23 protein-coding genes are annotated in these 19,461 nt (G+C 68.3%); 15 read left to right on the top strand and 8 right to left on the bottom strand.

What is annotated here, in order from left to right:
* Positions 1–45: 45 nt before the first annotated feature.
* Positions 46–600 (bottom strand): WKL family lipoprotein, encoded by a 555-nt coding sequence (locus QX204_RS21965; protein WP_301901933.1) that lies wholly within the window; start codon positions 598–600, stop codon positions 46–48.
* Positions 601–635: 35 nt separating this feature from the next.
* Complete coding sequence (locus QX204_RS21960; RefSeq protein WP_301908069.1) at positions 636–1,019, bottom strand: DUF4189 domain-containing protein; 384 nt, start codon at positions 1,017–1,019, stop codon at positions 636–638.
* 295 nt (positions 1,020–1,314) lie between these two features.
* Between QX204_RS21960 and QX204_RS21955 the strand changes: the two genes are divergently transcribed.
* Both QX204_RS21955 and QX204_RS21950 read left to right on the top strand, forming a co-directional pair.
* Positions 1,315–3,858 carry an FtsK/SpoIIIE family DNA translocase gene (locus QX204_RS21955; RefSeq protein WP_301901932.1) on the top strand — a complete coding sequence of 848 codons (2,544 nt, stop codon included), beginning with the start codon at positions 1,315–1,317 and terminating at the stop codon, positions 3,856–3,858.
* Between the two features lie 432 nt (positions 3,859–4,290).
* Entirely contained in the window at positions 4,291–5,268 is a 978-nt protein-coding gene (locus tag QX204_RS21950; protein WP_301901931.1) for a TerC family protein, read from the top strand.
* A 65-nt stretch (positions 5,269–5,333) separates the two neighbouring features.
* Here QX204_RS21950 and QX204_RS21945 read toward each other — a convergent pair whose 3' ends face one another.
* Both QX204_RS21945 and QX204_RS21940 read right to left on the bottom strand, forming a co-directional pair.
* The gene (locus QX204_RS21945; protein WP_301901930.1) at positions 5,334–5,618 is read right to left on the bottom strand and encodes a YciI family protein; all 285 of its coding nucleotides are present in this window, start codon (positions 5,616–5,618) and stop codon (positions 5,334–5,336) included.
* Positions 5,619–5,646: 28 nt separating this feature from the next.
* Positions 5,647–6,213 (bottom strand): amino-acid N-acetyltransferase, encoded by a 567-nt coding sequence (locus tag QX204_RS21940; RefSeq protein ID WP_131816631.1) that lies wholly within the window; start codon positions 6,211–6,213, stop codon positions 5,647–5,649.
* A 232-nt stretch (positions 6,214–6,445) separates the two neighbouring features.
* On the opposite strand from QX204_RS21940, the gene pgsA reads away from it, so the two are divergent.
* The 5 genes from pgsA (at position 6,446) to QX204_RS21915 (ending at position 10,181) form a co-directional block, all read left to right on the top strand.
* On the top strand, positions 6,446–7,030 hold the full coding sequence (gene pgsA, locus QX204_RS21935; RefSeq protein WP_301908068.1) for a CDP-diacylglycerol--glycerol-3-phosphate 3-phosphatidyltransferase: 585 nt from the start codon (positions 6,446–6,448) through the stop codon (positions 7,028–7,030).
* Complete coding sequence (locus tag QX204_RS21930) at positions 7,027–7,518, top strand: CinA family protein (protein ID WP_301901927.1); 492 nt, start codon at positions 7,027–7,029, stop codon at positions 7,516–7,518. The genes pgsA and QX204_RS21930 overlap by 4 nt, the downstream gene beginning before the upstream one ends.
* A gap of 91 nt (positions 7,519–7,609) precedes the next feature.
* Positions 7,610–8,062 (top strand): helix-turn-helix domain-containing protein, encoded by a 453-nt coding sequence (locus tag QX204_RS21925; protein ID WP_063004535.1) that lies wholly within the window; start codon positions 7,610–7,612, stop codon positions 8,060–8,062.
* A 195-nt stretch (positions 8,063–8,257) separates the two neighbouring features.
* The gene (gene pspA / locus QX204_RS21920; RefSeq protein ID WP_056811431.1) at positions 8,258–9,082 is read left to right on the top strand and encodes a phage shock protein PspA; all 825 of its coding nucleotides are present in this window, start codon (positions 8,258–8,260) and stop codon (positions 9,080–9,082) included.
* A gap of 223 nt (positions 9,083–9,305) precedes the next feature.
* Entirely contained in the window at positions 9,306–10,181 is an 876-nt protein-coding gene (locus QX204_RS21915; RefSeq protein ID WP_301901922.1) for a phage shock envelope stress response protein PspM, read from the top strand.
* Positions 10,182–10,244: 63 nt separating this feature from the next.
* Here QX204_RS21915 and QX204_RS21910 read toward each other — a convergent pair whose 3' ends face one another.
* Both QX204_RS21910 and QX204_RS21905 read right to left on the bottom strand, forming a co-directional pair.
* The gene (locus QX204_RS21910) at positions 10,245–11,738 is read right to left on the bottom strand and encodes a carboxylesterase/lipase family protein (protein WP_301901921.1); all 1,494 of its coding nucleotides are present in this window, start codon (positions 11,736–11,738) and stop codon (positions 10,245–10,247) included.
* A 67-nt stretch (positions 11,739–11,805) separates the two neighbouring features.
* Positions 11,806–12,501: a maleylpyruvate isomerase family mycothiol-dependent enzyme gene (locus QX204_RS21905; RefSeq protein WP_301901920.1), complete on the bottom strand. Its 696-nt coding sequence runs from the start codon at positions 12,499–12,501 to the stop codon at positions 11,806–11,808.
* A gap of 165 nt (positions 12,502–12,666) precedes the next feature.
* Between QX204_RS21905 and QX204_RS21900 the strand changes: the two genes are divergently transcribed.
* The gene (locus QX204_RS21900; protein ID WP_301901919.1) at positions 12,667–12,834 is read left to right on the top strand and encodes a hypothetical protein; all 168 of its coding nucleotides are present in this window, start codon (positions 12,667–12,669) and stop codon (positions 12,832–12,834) included.
* Between the two features lie 23 nt (positions 12,835–12,857).
* Entirely contained in the window at positions 12,858–13,568 is a 711-nt protein-coding gene (locus QX204_RS21895) for a PIG-L deacetylase family protein (RefSeq protein ID WP_062987999.1), read from the top strand.
* Here QX204_RS21895 and QX204_RS21890 read toward each other — a convergent pair whose 3' ends face one another.
* Complete coding sequence (locus QX204_RS21890) at positions 13,569–14,144, bottom strand: HD domain-containing protein (protein WP_301901915.1); 576 nt, start codon at positions 14,142–14,144, stop codon at positions 13,569–13,571. It abuts the gene before it with no gap.
* A gap of 111 nt (positions 14,145–14,255) precedes the next feature.
* On the opposite strand from QX204_RS21890, the gene QX204_RS21885 reads away from it, so the two are divergent.
* The 3 genes from QX204_RS21885 (at position 14,256) to QX204_RS21875 (ending at position 16,929) form a co-directional block, all read left to right on the top strand.
* Positions 14,256–15,407 (top strand): glycosyltransferase, encoded by a 1,152-nt coding sequence (locus tag QX204_RS21885; RefSeq protein ID WP_301901913.1) that lies wholly within the window; start codon positions 14,256–14,258, stop codon positions 15,405–15,407.
* A 90-nt stretch (positions 15,408–15,497) separates the two neighbouring features.
* Entirely contained in the window at positions 15,498–15,689 is a 192-nt protein-coding gene (locus tag QX204_RS21880) for a DUF3046 domain-containing protein (RefSeq protein WP_062988054.1), read from the top strand.
* Between the two features lie 7 nt (positions 15,690–15,696).
* Positions 15,697–16,929 carry a phosphotransferase gene (locus tag QX204_RS21875; RefSeq protein WP_301901910.1) on the top strand — a complete coding sequence of 411 codons (1,233 nt, stop codon included), beginning with the start codon at positions 15,697–15,699 and terminating at the stop codon, positions 16,927–16,929.
* A 10-nt stretch (positions 16,930–16,939) separates the two neighbouring features.
* Here QX204_RS21875 and QX204_RS21870 read toward each other — a convergent pair whose 3' ends face one another.
* On the bottom strand, positions 16,940–17,455 hold the full coding sequence (locus tag QX204_RS21870; RefSeq protein WP_301908067.1) for a CGNR zinc finger domain-containing protein: 516 nt from the start codon (positions 17,453–17,455) through the stop codon (positions 16,940–16,942).
* A gap of 129 nt (positions 17,456–17,584) precedes the next feature.
* On the opposite strand from QX204_RS21870, the gene QX204_RS21865 reads away from it, so the two are divergent.
* Genes QX204_RS21865 through QX204_RS21855 form a run of 3 tightly spaced genes read left to right on the top strand, consistent with a single transcriptional unit; the run spans position 17,585 to position 19,406 of the window.
* The gene (locus QX204_RS21865; RefSeq protein WP_301901909.1) at positions 17,585–18,046 is read left to right on the top strand and encodes a VOC family protein; all 462 of its coding nucleotides are present in this window, start codon (positions 17,585–17,587) and stop codon (positions 18,044–18,046) included.
* Between the two features lie 5 nt (positions 18,047–18,051).
* Positions 18,052–18,933 (top strand): pyridoxamine 5'-phosphate oxidase family protein, encoded by an 882-nt coding sequence (locus tag QX204_RS21860; protein ID WP_301901908.1) that lies wholly within the window; start codon positions 18,052–18,054, stop codon positions 18,931–18,933.
* Between the two features lie 23 nt (positions 18,934–18,956).
* On the top strand, positions 18,957–19,406 hold the full coding sequence (locus tag QX204_RS21855) for a nuclear transport factor 2 family protein (protein ID WP_301901907.1): 450 nt from the start codon (positions 18,957–18,959) through the stop codon (positions 19,404–19,406).
* Positions 19,407–19,461: the final 55 nt, after the last annotated feature.

Genomic DNA, 19,461 nt, shown 5'->3' with positions numbered 1-19,461 from the left:
GCGACTATGTCGCCCAGCGGTTTTCTTTGTCTTTCGGACGGATTCTCAGGCCTGGCAGGCCGCGGAGTCGAGCTGGGCCGACTTCACGATGTTGCACGCGAACACGTGCGAGACCTTCCAGGAATCGTCCTCGGCGACGAAGTCGACGAAGGCGTCCTTCACCGGGGTGCCGTCGATGGTGACGTCGGCGTTGGCCTTGAGCTTGCCGTCGACGGGGTCGCCGACGGTGGTGATGGCGACCTTGACGTTGTTCTGCTTCGCCGCCTCGACGAACTTGTCGACCAGCATCGGATCCTGGTCGGCGTCCTCGATGTAGGTCTTCTTCTCCTCGCCGGTGAGCTGACCCGCGAGCGCCTTGGTCAACCGGCCGTTCAGCTCGGCGGCGGTCGGTTTGGGCAGGTTGGGCACCGTGGTGGCCGCGGGCTCGCCGCCCTCTTCCTTGCCTGCTTTGGCGTCGCCCGTTTCGAAGGCGCCGCCCTTGTTCGTCGTGGTCGCCGTGCTCGTACCGGTCGAGCCTGTGTCGGAACCGCACGCGCCGAGGCCGAGCGCCGCGACGATCGCGACGAAAACAGCGGCGGTTTTCACTGGACGGATGTTCACTACAACTCCCATGATCATGGTCGGAACGGGTCGGGCTAGAGCTGGTAGCCGCTGGTGCAGTTCCAGTGCTTGATAGAGGCGTTGCCCGGATTGTTGTTCAGCGCTTCGCGTTTGGCGCCGCCGATCGTCGACGCGGAGCCGTAGCTCCACCACCCGCGCGAGATCGCGATGGCGCCGCAGCCGTTGCGGTAGGACACCTTCACATCGCACCCGCCACCGCCGCCACCGCGTCGGCAGGCCGCCATGGCACCGGCCTCGGCATCGGCGTAGCTGCCGTAATCGGTGGCGTACCCGTAGACCCCCGGTTTGACCGACACCGCGATGGCGCCGTAATTGCCCGACTGCGCCTGGGCCGGGGCGATGTGTCCCGCGAACAACGCTGCCGCGGTGGCACCGAGCACGGCCGCGCTGGTGAGCATTCTCTTCACTTGTAGCGTCCCCTTCATCTGCACGGGTCGACGACCCGATAGAGCGTCGTCAACGTACCGAGGGTTATGGCGCCCGCGCCAGACCGGCGAGCCCGCGCTCGCCCGAATCCATGGCGATCGACAAGGATTTCGTAAGTTCGGCCCGCGAAACGCGGTTCCCGGCGAGATTTCCCCGCGCTGACCGGGGCGCCGCGACCTGCGCATCCACCCTGGATTACCCCGGCGAGCGGGGTGGGACCAGTGTTGCGGATGGTCTCGGAGGTGCTCGAGCGGCTAGCCTGAGGTCATGGCAGGTAAGTCCCGCAGCACCACGACCTCTCGTGCGCGGGCGGGATCGACCAGGGGGCAGACGCCGGCGGCGCGGTCTCGTTCGGCGACCCCGCGAGCGACGGCGGCTCCCCGTGGGCGCACCACACCCGTGCGCAGGCCGGTCAAACGTGCCTCCGATACCGCCCCGCTGGCCGTGATCAGCCGGGGCATCGGCAGTAGCTGGACCATGCTGGCACGCGGGGTCGGCGCCACCACGCGCACGCTGAGCCGGGCAGGCGAACTCGAGCACGGGCACCGTCGCGACGGCATCGGCTTGGCGCTCATCGCGTTGAGCGCGATCATCGCCGCCGCGATGTGGCTCTCGGCGGGCGGACCGGTCGGCCGGTTCCTCGAAGACGTCGTGCGGGCGATCGCCGGTTCGGCGGCCGTGCTCGCGCCGATTCTGCTGGTCGCGCTCGCGGTGGTACTGATGCGCACCGAACCGCATCCGGAGATCCGGCCGCGGCTGGTCCTCGGTGGGTTGCTCGTGGTGCTGCCCGCGCTGGGTGTGTGGCACCTGGCGGCCGGGTCCCCGACCGACGCGGACGGTCGCTCCACCGCGGCGGGTGCGTTGGGATACGCGATCGGTGGACCGCTCGGCCAGGGCCTCACGCCCTGGCTCGCGCTGCCCATCCTGTTGCTGGCCATGATGTTCGGCGTGCTGCTGCTCACCGGAACCACGGTGCGCGAGGTGCCGACCAAGCTGCGCGAATACTTCGGTCTCGGCGAGTACGCCGACGACAGCGACCCCTACGATCCGGCCAACTACGACGCCGACGGATTCCCGGTGCATCGCAACCGAACCCGTCGCCGCGGCGGCCCCGACGACAACTACCCGCCCGAGGAGTTCGGCGGCTCCGACGCGGTCACCGAATCGCTGGGCGAACCACCGCTGCGCGATGCCAAGCCGATCGAGGAACCGCCCGCGCCCGCGCCGAAACCGGCGCGCAAGCGTCCGGTCGCCAAGCCGGTCGACCAGACCCCGCCGCCGCCACCGGAGCCGGAGTTCGTCACCGACCGCGTCGTCGACGGCGACTACACGCTGCCCCCGCTGACCCTGCTGCTCGACGGCGATCCGCCCAAGAAGCGTTCGGCGGCCAACGAATCGATGATCGAGGCCATCACCGAGGTGCTGGTGCAGTTCAAGATCGACGCCGCCGTCACCGGCTTCGTGCGCGGCCCGACGGTCACCCGCTACGAGGTGGAACTCGGTCCCGGCGTCAAGGTCGAGAAGATCACCGCGCTGGCCCGCAACCTGGCCTACGCCGTCGCCACCGAGAACGTGCGCCTGCTCGCGCCCATCCCCGGCAAATCGGCCGTCGGCATCGAGGTGCCCAACGCCGACCGCGAACTGGTGCGCCTGGCCGACGTGCTGAAGTCGCCGCACACCCGCAACGACCACCATCCGCTGGTGATCGGCCTCGGCAAGAACATCGAGGGCGAGTTCGTCTCGGCGAACCTGGCCAAGATGCCGCACCTGTTGGTCGCCGGTTCCACCGGCTCGGGTAAGTCGAGCTTCGTGAACTCGATGCTGGTCTCGCTGCTGCACCGGGCCACCCCCGAAGAGGTCAGGATGATCCTGATCGACCCGAAGATGGTGGAACTCACGCCCTACGAGGGCATTCCGCACCTGATCACGCCCATCATCACCCAGCCGAAGAAGGCCGCCGCCGCGCTGGCCTGGCTGGTCGAGGAGATGGAACAGCGCTACCAGGACATGCAGGCCAACAAGGTCCGCCACATCGACGACTTCAACAAGAACGTGCGATCGGGCAAGATCACGGCCCCGCTGGGCAGTGAACGCGTCTACCGGCCCTACCCGTACATCCTGGCCATCGTCGACGAGCTCGCCGACCTCATGATGACCGCCCCGCGCGATGTCGAGGACGCGATCGTGCGGATCACCCAGAAGGCGCGCGCCGCCGGTATCCACCTGGTGCTGGCCACCCAGCGCCCCTCGGTGGACGTGGTGACCGGTCTGATCAAGACCAATGTGCCCTCGCGGCTGGCGTTCGCGACCTCCTCGCTCACCGACTCGCGCGTGATCCTGGATCAGCCGGGTGCCGAGAAACTCATCGGCATGGGTGACGGTCTGTTCCTGCCGATGGGTCAGGGCAAGCCGACCCGTCTGCAGGGCGCGTTCATCTCCGACGAGGAGATCCAGGCCGTTGTCGAGTTCAGCAAGACCCAGGCCGAACCCGAATACCAGGAGGGCGTCACCGCGGCCAAGGCCGGCGAGGTCAAGGACGTGGATCCCGATATCGGCGACGACATGGACGTGTTGCTGCAGGCCGTGGAGCTGGTGGTCACCTCGCAGTTCGGGTCCACCTCGATGCTGCAACGCAAGCTGCGGGTCGGCTTCGCCAAGGCGGGCCGGTTGATGGACCTGATGGAAACCCGCGGCGTGGTCGGTCCCAGCGAGGGGTCCAAGGCGCGCGACGTGTTGATCAAGCCCGATGAGCTGGACGGTTTGCTGTGGTCGATTCGTGGCGGCGATCCGGGCGCGTCCGACGACGAGTAACGCCGTTCCCGGTTTGCTCTGACCGTGCCGGAAGCAGGCGGCGACGAACGAGGAGGGACCTGGCACGGCTCGTGGTCATCGAAATGCCCGGACATGGGTCGGGCGGCGATCGCCTGTTCAGGCGGTGAAGCGGGCGCGCGCGAGGCGGGTACCCGACATCAGAACACCGGGGTCGAGCCGGTGCATCGCGGTTGGGCGCTTGATCTGCGCGGTGGATTCGTTCACGGCTCGCTCCTCTCGGGTCTGTGTCGTCGGAGTATGCGGTGACGGTAGCAGCGGACGTGGACAGCGCGATAGGGCTTTTCGTGTGCGCGGCGGTGTGCGTCGACGCCGATGTGTGTGAAATCATGGCGGGCAATCGTTCTGCAAGCCAACTGAAACGGACAATTCGGGCATGATGGACGGCATGAACTTCATCGATCGGACCACCACATGCAGGTGACCACGCTCGAGTGGGTGATCACCGGACTGGTGATCCTCGGCCTGTTCGTCTTCGACTTCTACGCCCACGTGCGCACCCCGCACGAGCCCACCTTCAAGGAATCGGGCATCTGGTCAGCCGTCTACATCACGTTGGCGCTGCTGTTCGGCCTGTTCGTCGCCTGGAAGTGGGGCGGCACGTTCTCCGGGGAGTACTACGCGGGCTTCGTCACCGAGAAAGCGCTCTCGGTCGACAACCTGTTCATCTTCCTCATCATCATGAGCACCTTCGCCGTGCCTCGGATCTACCAGCAGAAGGTGCTGCTGATCGGCATCGTGCTGGCGCTGGCGATGCGCGGTGTGTTCATCGCGGTCGGCGCGGCCGCGATCAGCGCCTACAGCTGGGTGTTCTACCTGTTCGGCGCGTTCCTGATCTACACCGCGATCAACCTGCTGCGCGAGAGCGGGCACGAGGCCGAGCACGAGCAGAAACGCGACAGCTACATCGTCTCGCTGGCCAAACGGGTCCTGCCCACCACCGACGAGTACGACGGCGACAAGCTCATCACCCGGATCGACGGCAAACGCGTGGTGACCCCGCTGCTGCTCGCGCTGCTGGCCATCGGATTCGCCGATCTGCTGTTCGCGCTGGACTCGATTCCGGCGATCTACGGTCTCACCGAGGAGCCGTACCTGGTGTTCACCGCCAACGCCTTCGCGTTGATGGGTCTGCGCCAGCTGTACTTCCTCATCGGTGGACTGCTCGACCGCCTGGTGTACCTGTCCTACGGCCTGGCCGCGATCCTGGCGTTCATCGGCGTGAAGCTGGTGCTGCACGCGCTGCACGAGAACACACTGTCGTTCATCAACGGCGGCGAGCACGTGAGCGTCCCGGAGATCTCCACGGCGGTCTCGCTGAGCGTGATCATCGGCATCCTGGTCGTCGCGACGGTGGCGAGCTTGCTGCGCACCCGCCGCACCAACGCCTGACCCGACCCACGACGACGCTGCCCGGAACCGCTGGGGTTCCGGGCAGCGTCGTCTGTGTGGCTCGACTATTCGGCGAAGGCGCCCATCACCGGCAGCCACTCGACCACGCGGACGGCATCGATCAGGCCGAGCTTCGCGAACGGGTCGTTGCTGAGCAACTCGGTCAGCGAGGGCTCGTCCTCGGCGCGGAACAGCAGCAGCGCGCCCGTACCGTCGGGGTAGGGGCCGCTACTGAGCACCGTGCCCGCGTCGACCAGCGCGTTCAACCAGCCCCGGTGCTCGGGTCGGTTGGTCGCGCGGTCGGCCGCGGTCGATTCGGAGTAGGTGTAGTGGACAGCGAAGATCGGCACAGTCGATCACTTTCTCGCGATGGATTCTCTAGAGGGTGAGCAGCATGCGGGTGTTGCCCAGGGTGTTGGGCTTGACGAAGCTGAGGTCGAGGAATTCGGCGACACCGGTGTCGTAGGAGCGACACATCTCCGCGTACACCTCGGCGGTGACGGGTGTGCCGTCGATCTCGACGAACCCGTGCCTGCCGAAGAAGTCCACCTCGAAAGTGAGCACGAACACACGCTGCAACTGCAGTTCGCGGGCGACGGTCACCAGGTGCTCGACCACCGCGCCGCCGACGCCGCGGCCCTTGACGACGGGATCCACTGCGACAGTGCGAACTTCGCCCAGATCGGCCCACAGCACGTGCAACGCGCCACAGCCCACGACCTGTCCGTCGAGCTCGGCGACCCAGAATTCCTGCACCGATTCGTACAGCGTGACCAGGTTCTTCTCCAGCAGGATGCGGCCGGCGTACTCGTCGACCAGGCGCTTGATCTCGGGGACATCGGAGGTTCGCGCTCGTCGCACGACCACGCCGGAAACAGGCGCCACAGTGGGCGCGACAGCATGCGCTTCGCTGGTCGGACTGCTCGAGGGTCCCCGTGAGGTCATGGGTGCAGAGTAGTCGGACCGGTTACCGATAGTCTGAACATGTGCCGCACATCCTGTCGTTCCGCTCCTCGCATCGCGCCGGGCTCGACGACCGGATCGCGGGGCACCGATCGTGCGAGCAAACAGCTCGCGAAACCGTTGGATTTCGGCGCAGTGCCGGGCAATGCCGAGAGGGCGGGGCATGAGCGTGCGACCCGAAGAGATCGATCGTGGGTCGAGTGCGGCGACACCGATGCACTCGGTGCCGGAGACTCAGGTTCCGCTGCTCAATATCGCCAATGTGTTGACCATCGCGCGCATCGTGTTGGTGCCGCTGTTCGTGCTGGCGCTGTTCGCCGAGGGCGGGCACGACACCCGCTGGCGAGTCATCGCGGCGGCGGTCTTCGGCCTGGCCGCGATCACCGACCGCTTCGACGGGCAACTGGCGCGCAAATACGGACTGGTCACCGATTTCGGCAAGCTAGCCGACCCCATCGCGGACAAGGCGCTGATCGGATCGGCGCTGATCGGGCTCTCGATACTCGGCGATCTACCGTGGTGGATCACCGTGGTCGTCGTCGGCCGCGAAATCGGCATCACGCTGCTGCGACTGGTGGTCGTGCGGCGCGGGGTGATCCCGGCGGGGCGGGGCGGCAAGCTGAAGACGCTGGTGCAGTCGGTGGCGATCGCGCTGCTGGTGCTGCCCCTGTCGGGTGTATTCGCCACCGCGGGCATGTGGCTGATGTATCTGGCCGTGGCGCTCACGGTGATCACCGGCCTGGACTACGTGGGGCAGGCGACCAGAGTGTGGCTGGCGGGTGGACGGGCGCGCTCGTGAATGATCCGCTCGTCGACGGTGCGCCGGTCGCCGAACTGGTCAGGGCTCTGAACGCGGCGGGGCAGACCGTCGCCACGGCAGAATCGCTCACCGCGGGGCTGCTGGCTGCCACGGTGGCCGGAGTTCCCGGTGCGAGCGCGGTGCTGCGGGGCGGGTTGATCGTCTACGCCACCGACCTCAAGAGTCGCCTGGCCCGCGTCGACGACGACCTCCTTCGGGCCGACGGTCCGGTCGCCGCCTCGACCGCCGAACAGCTCGCCGTGGGGGCGCGCGAGCAGTGCGGCGCGGACTGGGGCGTCGGATTGACCGGGGTCGCCGGACCCGATTCCCAGGACGGGCATCCCGTCGGCACGGTATACCTCGGGTTGGCCGGTCCGCGTCACAGCGAAGTGGTCCGGTTGAAACTGCACGGTGACCGGTGGACGATCAGACTCGGCGCGGTGCACAGTGCGGTGCGTGAATTGCTGCGCTGTGTCAGTGTGAAGTAGCCCGGTTCGGGAACCACCGGTCCATGCTCGACGTTGTGCCAGAAAGAGGTGAGCACCGCTACGGCGGTGACACGAGGTTGAGGAGAACGAGATGACGCTGCTGCGGGAGGCAATCGGGGACAGTCTGCGGCGTGCGCGTCTCGCCCAGCATCGAACGCTGCGCGAGGTGTCCACCTCGGCGCGCGTGAGCCTCGGCTATCTGTCGGAAGTGGAGCGCGGCCGCAAGGAAGCCTCCAGTGAACTGCTCGCGAGCATCTGCGAGGCACTCGATGTGCCGCTCTCGCGCGTGCTGTGGGACGTGAGCACCCTGATGGCCGGCGCCGACGGCTCCGCGCCGCGCGAACCCGCGCTGACCGGCCCCGCCGCCGAGCGCGAGCCGACCGAGGCCGAGCCCGCCACCCTGCCCGAACCCGCCGCGGGCGAGGCATCCGCCTCCGCGAGCGCGGCGGCCGAGCAGGGCGCGCGCATCGGCATCGCCGAAGACACCCGCATCGTCATCCCGGCCCCCAGGGCCGAGATGCTGGTACTGGTGAAGGGAATGTGACGCGGTGAACCCTGCGCCCGGCGCGCGAGACGCTGCACACCGCTGATGAGAACGGATAGATTCTCATCAGGCGTCGATCGGTCCGGTCATTCCGGTTCGGGTGCCGCATGGTGAAGGATAAGCACGTATCTGGTGCGTGACGGTCGCGTACCACCAGTCGCACGAGCGACGCACAGATGGAGGCGGGATCAATCGATGGCTAATCCGTTCGTGAAGGCCTGGAAGTACATGATGGCCCTCTTCGACTCCAAGATCGAAGAGCATGCGGATCCGAAGGTCCAGATTCAGCAGGCTATCGAGGAGGCGCAGCGTCAGCATCAGGCGCTGTCGCAGCAGGCGGCATCGGTGATCGGTAACCAGCGTCAGCTGGAGATGAAGCTGAACCGTCAGCTCGACGAGGTCGAGAAGCTCAACGCCAACGCCCGTCAGGCCGTCACCCTGGCCGATCAGGCACAGGCGGCGGGCGACACCGAGAAGGCGATCCAGTACACCAACGCCGCCGAGGCGTTCGCCGCCCAGCTGGTCACCGCCGAGCAGTCGGTGGAGGACCTCAAGGTGTTGCACGATCAGTCCCTGCAGGCCGCCGCACAGGCCAAGAAGGCGGTCGAGCAGAACGCGATGATGTTGCAGCAGAAGGTCGCCGAGCGCACCAAGCTGCTCAGCCAGCTCGAGCAGGCCAAGATGCAGGAGCAGGTCTCGGCCTCGCTGCAGCAGATGGATTCCACCCTGTCCGCGCCGGGCTCCACGCCCAGCCTGGACGCCGTGCGCGACAAGATCGAGCGTCGCTACGCCAACGCGCTCGGTTCGGCCGAGCTGGCGCAGAACACGGTGCAGGGTCGCATGATGGAGGTGCAGCAGGCCAGCGTCCAGATGGCCGGGCACAGCAAGCTCGAGCAGATCCGCGCCTCCATGCGTGGTGACGCGTTGCCCACCGGCAACAACAACGCGGCGATCGACCCGGCGCAGCCCCAGGCCGCACCGGCGCCGAACATCAACAAGGGCCAAGCGGCCCAGCAGTGATATCGGAGCGCTGGCGCGCTCGAGGTCGCGGCCCAGAGGGGCCGCCGGTCAGCCACCGTTGCTTGCTCCTTCGTCGCGTACGCAACGGCGGCTGACCGGCGACCCGGCCGCGACCGCCGCTTCGCGGCGGACCCTCCTCGAGGTCGGGTCGGACGGGGCTGGGACGGCCGGCCCCGACACCCGTGGTTTGTCAGCGGGTGCTGGCGCGGCGGAAGGATCAGGGATGAACGGCAGCAGTCGGCGCCAACGCGGCGAGATCGTGGATCCGGCGGCGATCACGCAGGCCGCCATGACGGGCTCGGTGCCCGCGACCTTGCGTGGGGTCGGTGAGCAGGCCCTGGTCGCGGTGCGGCGCTGGGCCGACCCGCGTGAACGCGAGTTGCGCCGGCGGCGCCGGGTGCGCAGGCGCAGTTTCCAGCTGGGCACCGTTTCGGGCATCACCACGGTCGGGGCGGTCGGACTGGCCGTGATCTCGGCGCCCGCTTGGGCTGTCGTGGTGATCGGCGGTGGCGCCGTCGCCTTCGTCACCGGAACCGCGCTCACCGCGCGCCGGTATCTGGAGTTGCGCGGCAAACCCCTGCCGCAGGCGGCGTTCGTCGCCCGCAAGTCGCCCGGCCTACGCTCGGCCGCGCGCGCACCCATCCAGCGCCTGATCCGCGCCGAACGGGCGCTCTACGACCTCGGCGCCCAGATCGGGCGCACCCGCCGACTCCCCGAGGACGAACTGCGCGACCTACTCGAGACGGCCCGCTCCGGCGCGGGCGCTCTGCACGCGCTCGCCGCCGACGTGGTCGCGATGGAACAGGCCGCCGACACCGTCGGCCGCGCCAACCCCGACACCGTCGCGGCACTGAAATCCACCGTCGCCGGCGTGCTCACCCGCCTGGAAACCGGCGTGGTCGAATACGAACAACTGGTCGCCGCCGCGGCCCGCATTCTCGCGGTGCCGGAAGATTCGGTGCTCGCGTACCAGTTCAACGGCATCGTCGCCGACCTGCGCGAAGCCGCCGACCGCCTCGACGGTTGGGCCCAGGCGCTCACCGAAATGGCCGACCAGGGCACCGACCTGTTCACCGGCGGACAGGATTCCTCCCGCTAAGTACCCCTCGGACACCCTTATCGATCGGCACGCCGGTCGAGGACGCGGCGTGCCGATCGCAGGTCAGGCCGGGGCGAGCGCCTGACGCAGGGCCGCGAGCTCTGCGGCGCGGGGGTCGGTGACGGTGGCGGACTCGGGAATGTCGAAGATGCGGACGTTCTTCTCGTCGGCGGTGAACGGCGCCCAGCCGACGGTGCCGTCGGTGGCGAAAGCGACCCACGCGGTGTGCATTTCGTCGGCCAGGGACTGCGGTGGGGTGGGCCCGGTGAGGGAGTGGCCGTTGTCGATGGTGTCGAAGACGAACGGGATTTCCAGCACGTGACAGGCGCCTAGCCCGGGAAGTGTTGTGGGCCAGGCGAATTCGTAGACGTGAGTGGGGGCAGCGGCGGCGCCGGCTTCGGCGAAGTCGTAGGTGCCCGCGCGGAAGCTCAGGTCGGTGAGGATGGCGTTGAAGATCTCGGCGGGGGTGGCATCGGGCCGCTCGGTCGAATACGTCTGGGCGACCGCGGGATCGATGCCGTAGCGGGTGAGGACGAAAGGCAGGGTGTCGGCGGTGATCGCGGCGGCGAGCCCGGCGGGGACGGTGAAGAAGCGGAACTCGTCGGCGGTGGTGCCCGCGATGAGGGGGACCGCGCGCTCCGGGTGTGCGAGAAGAACCTCGGTCGGCGGGCCTTCCACGATGTCGTTGTCGATCACCGGGAACAGGCTCATGATGCCGCCACCCAGTTGGATCACCGATCGGCCCCAACGCTGCGGATCGGGATCGGTCATCAGGGCCAGCGCGACGGCGTTCTGCGCTCTGCGCAGTTCGTCGGGGCCGAGTGCGCCGAAGTCTTGTGCGGTCGGCGAGATTCCCAGTTCGGCGGCCAGCGCGGCGGACACCTTGCGCGCGTCCTCGGCGTCGGCGGCGACCGCACCGTTGCCGCTCTGCATGATCGCGCGGCGGAACAGTCCGGTGGTTTGCGGTGCGGCGATCAAGGCCGCCACACTCATCGCGCCCGCGGACTCACCGAAGATCGTCACATTGTCGGGGTCACCACCGAACGCGGCGATGTTCTCGCGCACCCAGCGCAAGGCGAAGATCTGATCGTGCAGTCCACGATTCGACGGCGCGCCCTCGATCTCGGCGAATCCCGAGATCCCGAGGCGGTAGTTGATCCCCACCATGACCACACCGTCGCGGGCGAACGCCGTCCCGTCGTAGATCGCGCGTGCGTTGGACCCACGGACGAACGCGCCGCCATGAATCCACACCAGTACCGGGAGGCCCGAGACAGCGGAGTCGGGCGTCCAGACATTCGCGTTGAGGTAGTCGTCGCCGGGGATGTAGTCGCTGCCGAGCAGGGCGTGGATCGGTGCCGGGTAGGGCGTCTGCGCGCAGGTGGCGCCCATCTCGGTCGCCTCTCGCACGCCTTCCCAGGCCGGTGCGGCCTCGGGCAGCTGGAATCGTTTCGGCCCGACCGGCGCCGCCGCGAACGGCACGCCGAGAAAGCGGGTGACGCCTGCCTCGGTGTGGCCGCGTACCGCGCCGCTCGTGGTCGTGACGATGGGTTCCATGGAAGTCCTCCTACGCGCAGTGATCCCCGATTATGGACGCTTGTCCTGGTCGTCGTCAGTCGTTTGCTTACGGAACGAGTGGCCCGGCCAGCACTCGCTCGCCCGCCGCGCGGTCGCCGTCCCAGGTGAACTCGGGGTCGGAGCCGGACTTGCGGGCCCACAGGGCCAGCAGCAGGTCCGATGCGGTGCCCGCGAGTTCGGCGACCGGCTCGCCGGGGCCGTAGGTCCAGGTCTTGGCGGTGTCGGTGGCGCGGACCCGCAGCGCCACCGCCGGTTCGGTCGCGAGGCCGCGGTGGATCATCCGGGGCGCGAACAGCTCGAAGACCTCGTCGACGCCGTCGACAGCGAGATCGGGGTCGAACGGGTCGGCCTCGCCGAGGGCATTCTGACCGTCCCACAGGTGCATGAGGGTCTCGTGGGCGCGGCGCCGACGCCAGAAGCCGACGGTGCGCGGCATGGACCGGGTGAAGGTCCAGGCCTCCTTGTCCTCGTCCGCGGACAGCGAGGTGACCAGGGCGTCGGCGGTCGACTCGTACCACTCCCGCAGGGCCGCGGGATCCCTCGGTGCGGGCTCACCCTCGAAATCGCCGCGCAGCTCGGCCACCGCGGTGACCACCCACAGATTGCCGCGCCCGACGTGATCGACGAGGTCGTAGACCGTCCAGTCACCGCAGGACGGCACCGGCGCGGCGAGATCGGTCTCGACAGTGATGAGTTCACCGAAGGCGGTGAGCTCGGTACAGAGCAACGCCAAGTAGTCCATGCCGAACACGGTAGCCGGGGAACCGCTGCGGCGCCGGTCTCGGGGTGAACCCTGATCTACACCCGGATATCGGTGCTGACCTGGTGATCTATCGGCCACCCGGTGGCAGCATCGAAGATATCGGATCGCGCGAGTGCGGTCTCGGAGCTGGCGAGGAGTCACATCATGGTTCTGAAAGTCATCGGCATCGTCGTGGTCGCGGTGATCGCGTTCTGGATTCTGGGTGCGCTGATCGAGGCGCTGATGCCCATCCTGGTGATCGGGGCGATCGGCACCGGTGTGTACCTGCTGTACAAGGCGGTGTCGGGAAGCGACAAGACCCCGATCGGCTAGCCGCCTGTGGTTAGCATGGCGGGGTGGAACAGGTACCCGAGGACTGGCAGCGCGGACTGGTGATCGTCGCCCATCCCGACGACATCGAATACGGCGCCGCCGCGGCGGTCGCGCGATGGACCGGGCAGGGCAAGGACATTCGCTATCTGCTCGTCACGCGGGGCGAGGCGGGGATCGCCGGGATGCCGCCCGCGCAGGCCGCGCCGCTGCGGGAGATCGAGGAGATCTCCGGCGCGCGTGAAGTCGGCGTGCACACCGTGGAATTCCTCGACCATCCGGACGGCCGCATCGAGGAAGGTCTCACCCTGCGCCGCGAACTGGCCGCCGCGCTGCGCAGGCATCGCCCGGAGATGGTGGTGCTGTTCAACTTCGGCGACACCTGGGCGCCGGGCGTGGTCAACAGTGCTGATCACCGGGCTGTCGGTCGATCGGCGATGGACGCGATCTCCGACGCGGGCAACGAATGGATCTTCCCCGAACTCGCCGATCTGCCACCGTGGTCGGCGCGCTGGGCGGCCGTGGTCGGCCCGGTCGCCACGCACGCAGTGGATGTGAGCGCTCATCTCGAGCAGGCGCGCGCGTCGTTGTCGGCGCATCGGCGGTATCTGCAGGTGCTGAGCCCGGTGCCGGTGGAGGAGCAGGTGCGCGAAATCGTCACCTTCGCAACGGGTCCCAAGCAAGGATTCCCCGCCGAACACGCCGTCGGCTTCGAACTGTTCACCTTCGGCGGCTGATCAGCGGGCGGCGACGCGATCGACGACCGGGCGCCAATCCCGCAGGGGCGCAACGCGTAACCCGATTACTTTGCCCGCGTCGTCGGCCCTGCGCAGCGCCAGCGCGGCGGTGAAATCGGGGTCGGCGCGGAAGGCTTCGACCTCGGTGGGCGTCATCGGGCCACCCTGCGCGATGAGTGTGCGCCGACTCGACGCCGACAACGCGCTGGCGTGGTTCGAATCCGTCGCCGCCAGAAAGCGTTTCGCAACCACGTGCAGTTCCACCAGTCGTGCCACGCGGGTACCGAGCAGACCGCGGACCGCTTCGGCTGCGTGCCTGCCGTGGCCTGCGTCGTCGCCGGGGACCAGAACGTGACCGATGTCGTGGAGCAGGCCCGCGACCTGGAGTTCTTCGTCGTCGGGGTGATCGCGGCGCAACAGTTGCGCGCACTGTCGATCGTGATCGAGGATGTCGACGGGATCGCCGGTGCGGTCCGCGGTGTCCCAGGCACCGGCGCACCGCTCGAGGAGCGCGAACAGGTCGTCGACGGTGTCGATCGGGGCGACGGGAGAGAAGTCGGGACTGTCGGGTAGCACGTGATCGCTCCTGCCGGTTTCGACGCTGTGGTGCGGCGGTCAAGGTAGCGCAGAAACCGGAGTTCGGTTGTCCGAGGTGGGCGCGGCCTGGGGATATGGCAGGGTGGGCGGATGCGAATAGCTGTGGTGGCCGGGCCCGATCCAGGGCATGCGTTTCCCGCGATCGCGTTGTGTCTGCGATTGCTGGCCGCGGGGGACGAGCCCGTGTTGTTCACCGGGCCGAGATGGCTCGATCTGGCGCGCTCCGCCGGGATCAGCGTGCGCAAGCTCAAGGGTCTCGCGCCGCGCCCGACGGACGACGACACCGACGCGGGTGCCCGGATCCACGATCGTGCCGCCCATATCGCCACCGAGAACCTGCCCGAACTCAGCGCGATGCTGCCCGACCTGGTCGTCTCCGACGTTCTCACCGCCGGCGGCGGGATGGCGGCCGAGCGACTGGGACTGCCGTGGGTCGAATTGTCACCGCACCCGCTCTACCTACCGTCGAAAGCCTTGCCGCCGATCGGCAGTGGCCTTGCGCCGGGAGAAGGCGTGCGTGGTCGCATGCGCGACGGTGTCCTGCGCACGATGACCGCGCGGGCGGTCCGCACCGGCCATCGTCAGCGCTCCGCGGCTCGCGAGACCATCGGCCTGCCCGCCGAGGATCCCGGTCCTACCGCGCGTCTGGTCGCCACCCTGCCCGCCCTGGAGATGGACCGCCCCGACTGGCCCGCCGACACCCACGTCGTCGGACCGCTGCTGTGGGAACCCACCGATGCCGTACTTCCCCTGCCCCCGGGTGACGCCCCGCTGGTGATGGTGGCGCCCTCGACCGCGCACACCGGCGTCGCCGACATGGCCGACATCGTCCTGGCCGGTCTGGCCGGACTCGGCGTGCGCGCGGCCATCTCGACCCTCGACACCCCACCCGCCGAACTCCCCGACTGGGCTACCGCGGGCCTCGGCCGACAAGACGAATTGCTCACCCACGCCACGGTCGTCGTCGGCGGTGGCGGCCACGGCCTGCTCGCCAAATCCCTGGCCGCAGGGGTGCCGGTGGTGACCGTCCCCGGCGGCGGTGACCAGTGGGAACTCGCCAATCGTGCGGTACGGCAGGGTAGTTCGGTGCTCGTGCGACCGCTCACGCCCGAGGCGGTCGGCGCCGCGGTGCGGCAGGTACTCGACGACCCCGCCTACGCCGCGGCGGCTCGGCACGCCGCTGCCGGTCTGGCCGAGGTCGAGGATCCGATTCAGGTCTGTCACGACGCCGCGAAGCGGTAGTCGGTCGCCGACAGTCACCGGTCGTCGCAAACATCGCTGGGCTGAACGGGGACCTGTCGGCGGTCGCCTGGCGCGAGTATCTTGGGCAACGTGCGATTGACCGAATTCCAGGAGCTGATGCACACCGAGTTCGGCGTGGCGCGCGCCGACGCCATGCTGACCGATCACGTGATACCCCAACTGGGGCGCACGGGGGCGGTAGCGATCGACAACGGCGTCGACCCGCGTGACGTATGGCGAGCGTTGTGCGCCGACTTCGACGTCCCCCCGAACCGGTGGTGATCAGGCAATGGCCGTGACAACGCAGAACTCGGACACGCGACCGTATCGGTTCGACGAGCGGTTGCGGATGATCCCGGTCGACGCCGAGAACCTCGCGGCCCGGGTCGCCCTCGCCGACCCCCATGATTTCCCCGGCCTGCGCAGGCTCGGCATCGCGTTGATGCTGCTCGGTCGCTACGACGAGGCCCTCGACCGGCTCGATCAGGCCCTGGAACTGGCCGATACCGAGCAGCGCCGGATCACCGTCTGGATCAATCTGGCCGACGTCTACCGGTACCAGGGTGAACCCTCGCACGCCGAGATCCTCTACCGCCGTGCGCTGCACGCCAGTCGCGCGCTCGATCCCGATCTCGTCTCCTTCGCCGCCCATCACCTGGGCAAATCGCTGGCCGAACAGCACCGGCCGCGGGAGGCGCGTGAACTGCTCAAGGAGGCCATGCGGCTGCGGGTGGTCGACGGTGATTCCGAGCTCATCGAGTCCACCCGCGCGGCCCTCGACCACCTCGACGAGCTGGCCCTGCCGCTCCCGCCGGTCATCGAGACCCTGCTCGGGCCGGTGCCCGTGTGGTCGCAGGAACACGAGGGTCGTGGCGGCAATCTGGTCCGGTCGGGCGGGTACTGGATCAAGCGTGGCCCGCGGGCGGTGGCCGAGTACGAGCGGCTTACCTGGTTGCGCGAAAACGGGATCGCGGTGCCTGTGGTGTCCGCGTTCGCCGAGGATGTCCTCGTGCTCGCCGACGCCGCTGCCGGATCACTTGCCGGACAAGCTGATTCGGTCGAAGCCGCCGCGATCGGCACGCAGATGGGTAAGGTCCTGCGTGCGTTGCACGACCTTCCGGTCTCGCAGTGCCCCTTCGACGCTGGTCTCGACGTCGCCCTGGCGCGGGCCCACCGCAATGTGGTCGAAGGCTTCGTCGACGCAGCGGATTTCGACGACGATCACCGTCATCTCTCGCCCGCGTTCATCCTCGCGCGACTGCGGGAACAGCGCCCGGCCACCGATGATCTCGTCGTCACACACGGCGACTTCACGCCGGGCAATGTGCTCACCGGCGGCCTGCTGATCGATGTCGGGGCACTCGGTCGCGGCGATCGTTATCGCGACCTCGCACTCGCCGAGCGCGACCTGGCCGAGGACTTCGGCGCGGAGGCGGTCACGGCGTTCTACACCGCCTATGGCCTGACCGAACCCGATCGCACCAAGCTGGACTACTACCGGCTGCTCGACGAACTGTTCTGAGAACCGCGGCTCAACTGCTCTTGGCGTAGTGGCGCGCGGCCTTGGTGCGATTGCCGCAGGTCGCCATGGAATGCCAGCGGCGGGTGCCGTTCTTGGACGTGTCGTAGAAGAACAGCACGCAATCGGGGTGCGCGCACTGACGGATCCGATGCGGTGCCTCGGTGATCAGGTGCAGCAGATTGTCGGCGGCGAGCCAGCCGGGTAACCACACCGGGTCGTCGACCTCGGGGATGTCGCGGGGGCCCTCGTCGGTGAGCTCGCGGCGGATGCGCCCGTGGTCGAGAACCCGGTTCAGTGCGGTGTGATCGGCGCGGGTCACGGCATCGTGGATGGCACCGCGCGCGGTGTGCAGCGCGGTGAGGGCATGCTCGTCGACGGGTACGCGATCGGCGAGCCCGATGAGCTCCAGCCAGGTGCGCAGCCCGTCGAGATCGGTGAGCAGATCGCCCGGCTCGGCGCCCGCCCACCGAGTGTTGAGCAGGTCGAGGGCAGGGGGTTCGCCGGTGTGCGGACGGGGATCGCGCATGCCCGAGGTTATCAACACGACCGTCCTAACTGTCTAAAAGTATTTCAAGGGTTGACGGAGAGGGTGGACCCGTCCTATGTTCTAACTGTTCAACAACCGATAGGCAGTTAAACATTCCGGGAGGAAACTATGACCACCGTTGCCGCGCCTGTGCTCACCACCGGCCATATCGGACTCAACGTCGCCGACCTCGATCGGTCCGTCGACTTCTACCGCCGCGGCCTCGGCTTCGAGGAACTCGGCAGCGGCGCCGACGGCGAGCGACGCTGGGCCTTCCTCGGCCGCGACGGTGCGCTGGTACTCACGCTGTGGCAGCAGAGCAGCGGCGAATTCTCCACCAGCACACCGGGGCTGCATCACCTGTCGTTCCAGGTCGACGATGTCGATACGGTGCGCGTCGTCGAGTCGGCGCTGCGTGCGCTCGATGCCGAGTTCTTCCACGACGGGGTGGTCGCCCACGGCGAGGGGGCGTCCTCCGGCGGCATCTTCTTCGCTGATCCCGACGGCATTCGGCTCGAGGTCTTCGCCCCACTGGGCGCCGACACCGCGCCCGCGCCGGCCGGTCCTGCCCCGACCTGCGGATTCTTCTGACGAGGATGTTTCACCCCGGAGAGTTGGCCGTGCAGCGCCGGATGGGACAGGCCGAGGCGGCTGCCAGGGTCGGCCGCTCGATCCGTACCGGGATCCCGGCGGTCGCCGCGTCCTTCCTGGCCGAACAGTCGATGGTGGTGCTGGGCGCCGCGGATCCGGCGGGGCGACTGTGGGCGAGTCCGCTCACCGGGCCCGCCGGGTTCGTGCACGCGGTCGGCGACGCGACCATCGACATCGACACGGTGCCCGAGGGCGCTGATCCGCTGGCGGCGGCGCTGTCGAGTGAGGTCGAGGTCGGGTTGATCGCGCTGCAACCGCAGCGTCGGCGGCGAATGCGCGTCAACGGCACCTCGGCGGTGCGCGCGGGTGGGATACGGATCACCACCGAACAGGTCTACGCGAACTGCCCGAAGTACATCTCGCGCAGACGGATTCGGGAGGTCTCCGGAGTCGGAACGTCCGGCCGGGTGCGGCGCGGTACGACGCTGACCACCGCCGCGGTCGAGATGATCGGTGGCGCCGATACATTCTTCGTCGCCACCGCCGACGATGCCGGGCATGCCGACGCTTCGCACCGCGGCGGCAATCCCGGTTTCCTGCAGGTTCTTTCGCCGACTCGGCTGCGCTGGCCGGACTACCGCGGCAACTCGATGTTCATGACCCTGGGCAATATCGCGGTGCAACCGCGTTGCGGGCTGCTCGTCGCCGACTGGTCGACCGGCGCGCTGCTGCAGCTCACCGGCCGGGCCGAATTGGTCTGGGACGCAGCGGCATTCACCGTCGGTGCGCAGTGCGCCGTCGATTTCACCGTCGACGAGGTGATCGAACGCCCCGGTGCGCTCGCTGTGCGCTGGGGACCGCCCGAACTCTCCCCGAACAACCCTTGATCACACCGAAAAGGATTCTCCCCATGCGACCACCCCTGCCGCCCTTCGACCTCGATTCCGCCCGCGCGAAGGTGCTCGCCGCCGAGAACGCCTGGAATACCCGAGACCCCGAACGGGTCGCCGCCGCGTACACCGAGGATTCGGTATGGCGCAACCGCGACGAATTCTTCACCGGCCATGCCGCGATCGTGGAGTTCCTGACCCGCAAATGGTCGGCCGAGAACGGCTACGCGCTGCGCAAGGATCTGTGGGCCTTCCACGACAACCGCATCGCCGTGCGCTTCCAGTACGAGTGGCACGACGAGTCGGGGCAGTGGTGGCGCAGCTACGGCAACGAGCAGTGGGAGTTCGCGGCGGACGGGCGGATGGCTCGGCGCGAGGCCAGTATCAATGACGTCCGCATCGACCAGTCGCAGCGGCGGATCTTCGGGCCACGCGCCGAGGGTGACGACTCGGTGCTCCCGCAGCACTGACGGCCGGTTTCGCTCCCGGATTGCTGGTCGGAGCGGCTGCTTCGCGTGTTGGTGG

The organism is Nocardia sp. PE-7 (genome assembly GCF_030486425.1).
Classification (GTDB): domain Bacteria; phylum Actinomycetota; class Actinomycetes; order Mycobacteriales; family Mycobacteriaceae; genus Nocardia; species Nocardia salmonicida_A.
This window is presented reverse-complemented; position numbering and strand designations above follow the sequence as displayed.

Excerpts from the sequence above, each read along its gene's own strand:
- QX204_RS21960 (WP_301908069.1), bottom strand. The coding sequence starts at position 1,019 with ATGCTCACCAGCGCGGCCGTGCTCGGTGCCACCGCGGCAGCGTTGTTC.
- QX204_RS21955 (WP_301901932.1), top strand. The coding sequence starts at position 1,315 with ATGGCAGGTAAGTCCCGCAGCACCACGACCTCTCGTGCGCGGGCGGGA.
- QX204_RS21950 (WP_301901931.1), top strand. The coding sequence starts at position 4,291 with ATGCAGGTGACCACGCTCGAGTGGGTGATCACCGGACTGGTGATCCTC.
- QX204_RS21940 (WP_131816631.1), bottom strand. The coding sequence starts at position 6,213 with ATGACCTCACGGGGACCCTCGAGCAGTCCGACCAGCGAAGCGCATGCT.
- pgsA (WP_301908068.1), top strand. The coding sequence starts at position 6,446 with ATGCACTCGGTGCCGGAGACTCAGGTTCCGCTGCTCAATATCGCCAAT.
- QX204_RS21925 (WP_063004535.1), top strand. The coding sequence starts at position 7,610 with ATGACGCTGCTGCGGGAGGCAATCGGGGACAGTCTGCGGCGTGCGCGT.
- pspA (WP_056811431.1), top strand. The coding sequence starts at position 8,258 with ATGGCTAATCCGTTCGTGAAGGCCTGGAAGTACATGATGGCCCTCTTC.
- QX204_RS21915 (WP_301901922.1), top strand. The coding sequence starts at position 9,306 with ATGAACGGCAGCAGTCGGCGCCAACGCGGCGAGATCGTGGATCCGGCG.
- QX204_RS21910 (WP_301901921.1), bottom strand. The coding sequence starts at position 11,738 with ATGGAACCCATCGTCACGACCACGAGCGGCGCGGTACGCGGCCACACC.
- QX204_RS21905 (WP_301901920.1), bottom strand. The coding sequence starts at position 12,501 with ATGGACTACTTGGCGTTGCTCTGTACCGAGCTCACCGCCTTCGGTGAA.
- QX204_RS21900 (WP_301901919.1), top strand. The coding sequence starts at position 12,667 with ATGGTTCTGAAAGTCATCGGCATCGTCGTGGTCGCGGTGATCGCGTTC.
- QX204_RS21885 (WP_301901913.1), top strand. The coding sequence starts at position 14,256 with ATGCGAATAGCTGTGGTGGCCGGGCCCGATCCAGGGCATGCGTTTCCC.
- QX204_RS21875 (WP_301901910.1), top strand. The coding sequence starts at position 15,697 with ATGGCCGTGACAACGCAGAACTCGGACACGCGACCGTATCGGTTCGAC.
- QX204_RS21870 (WP_301908067.1), bottom strand. The coding sequence starts at position 17,455 with ATGCGCGATCCCCGTCCGCACACCGGCGAACCCCCTGCCCTCGACCTG.
- QX204_RS21865 (WP_301901909.1), top strand. The coding sequence starts at position 17,585 with ATGACCACCGTTGCCGCGCCTGTGCTCACCACCGGCCATATCGGACTC.
- QX204_RS21860 (WP_301901908.1), top strand. The coding sequence starts at position 18,052 with ATGTTTCACCCCGGAGAGTTGGCCGTGCAGCGCCGGATGGGACAGGCC.
- QX204_RS21855 (WP_301901907.1), top strand. The coding sequence starts at position 18,957 with ATGCGACCACCCCTGCCGCCCTTCGACCTCGATTCCGCCCGCGCGAAG.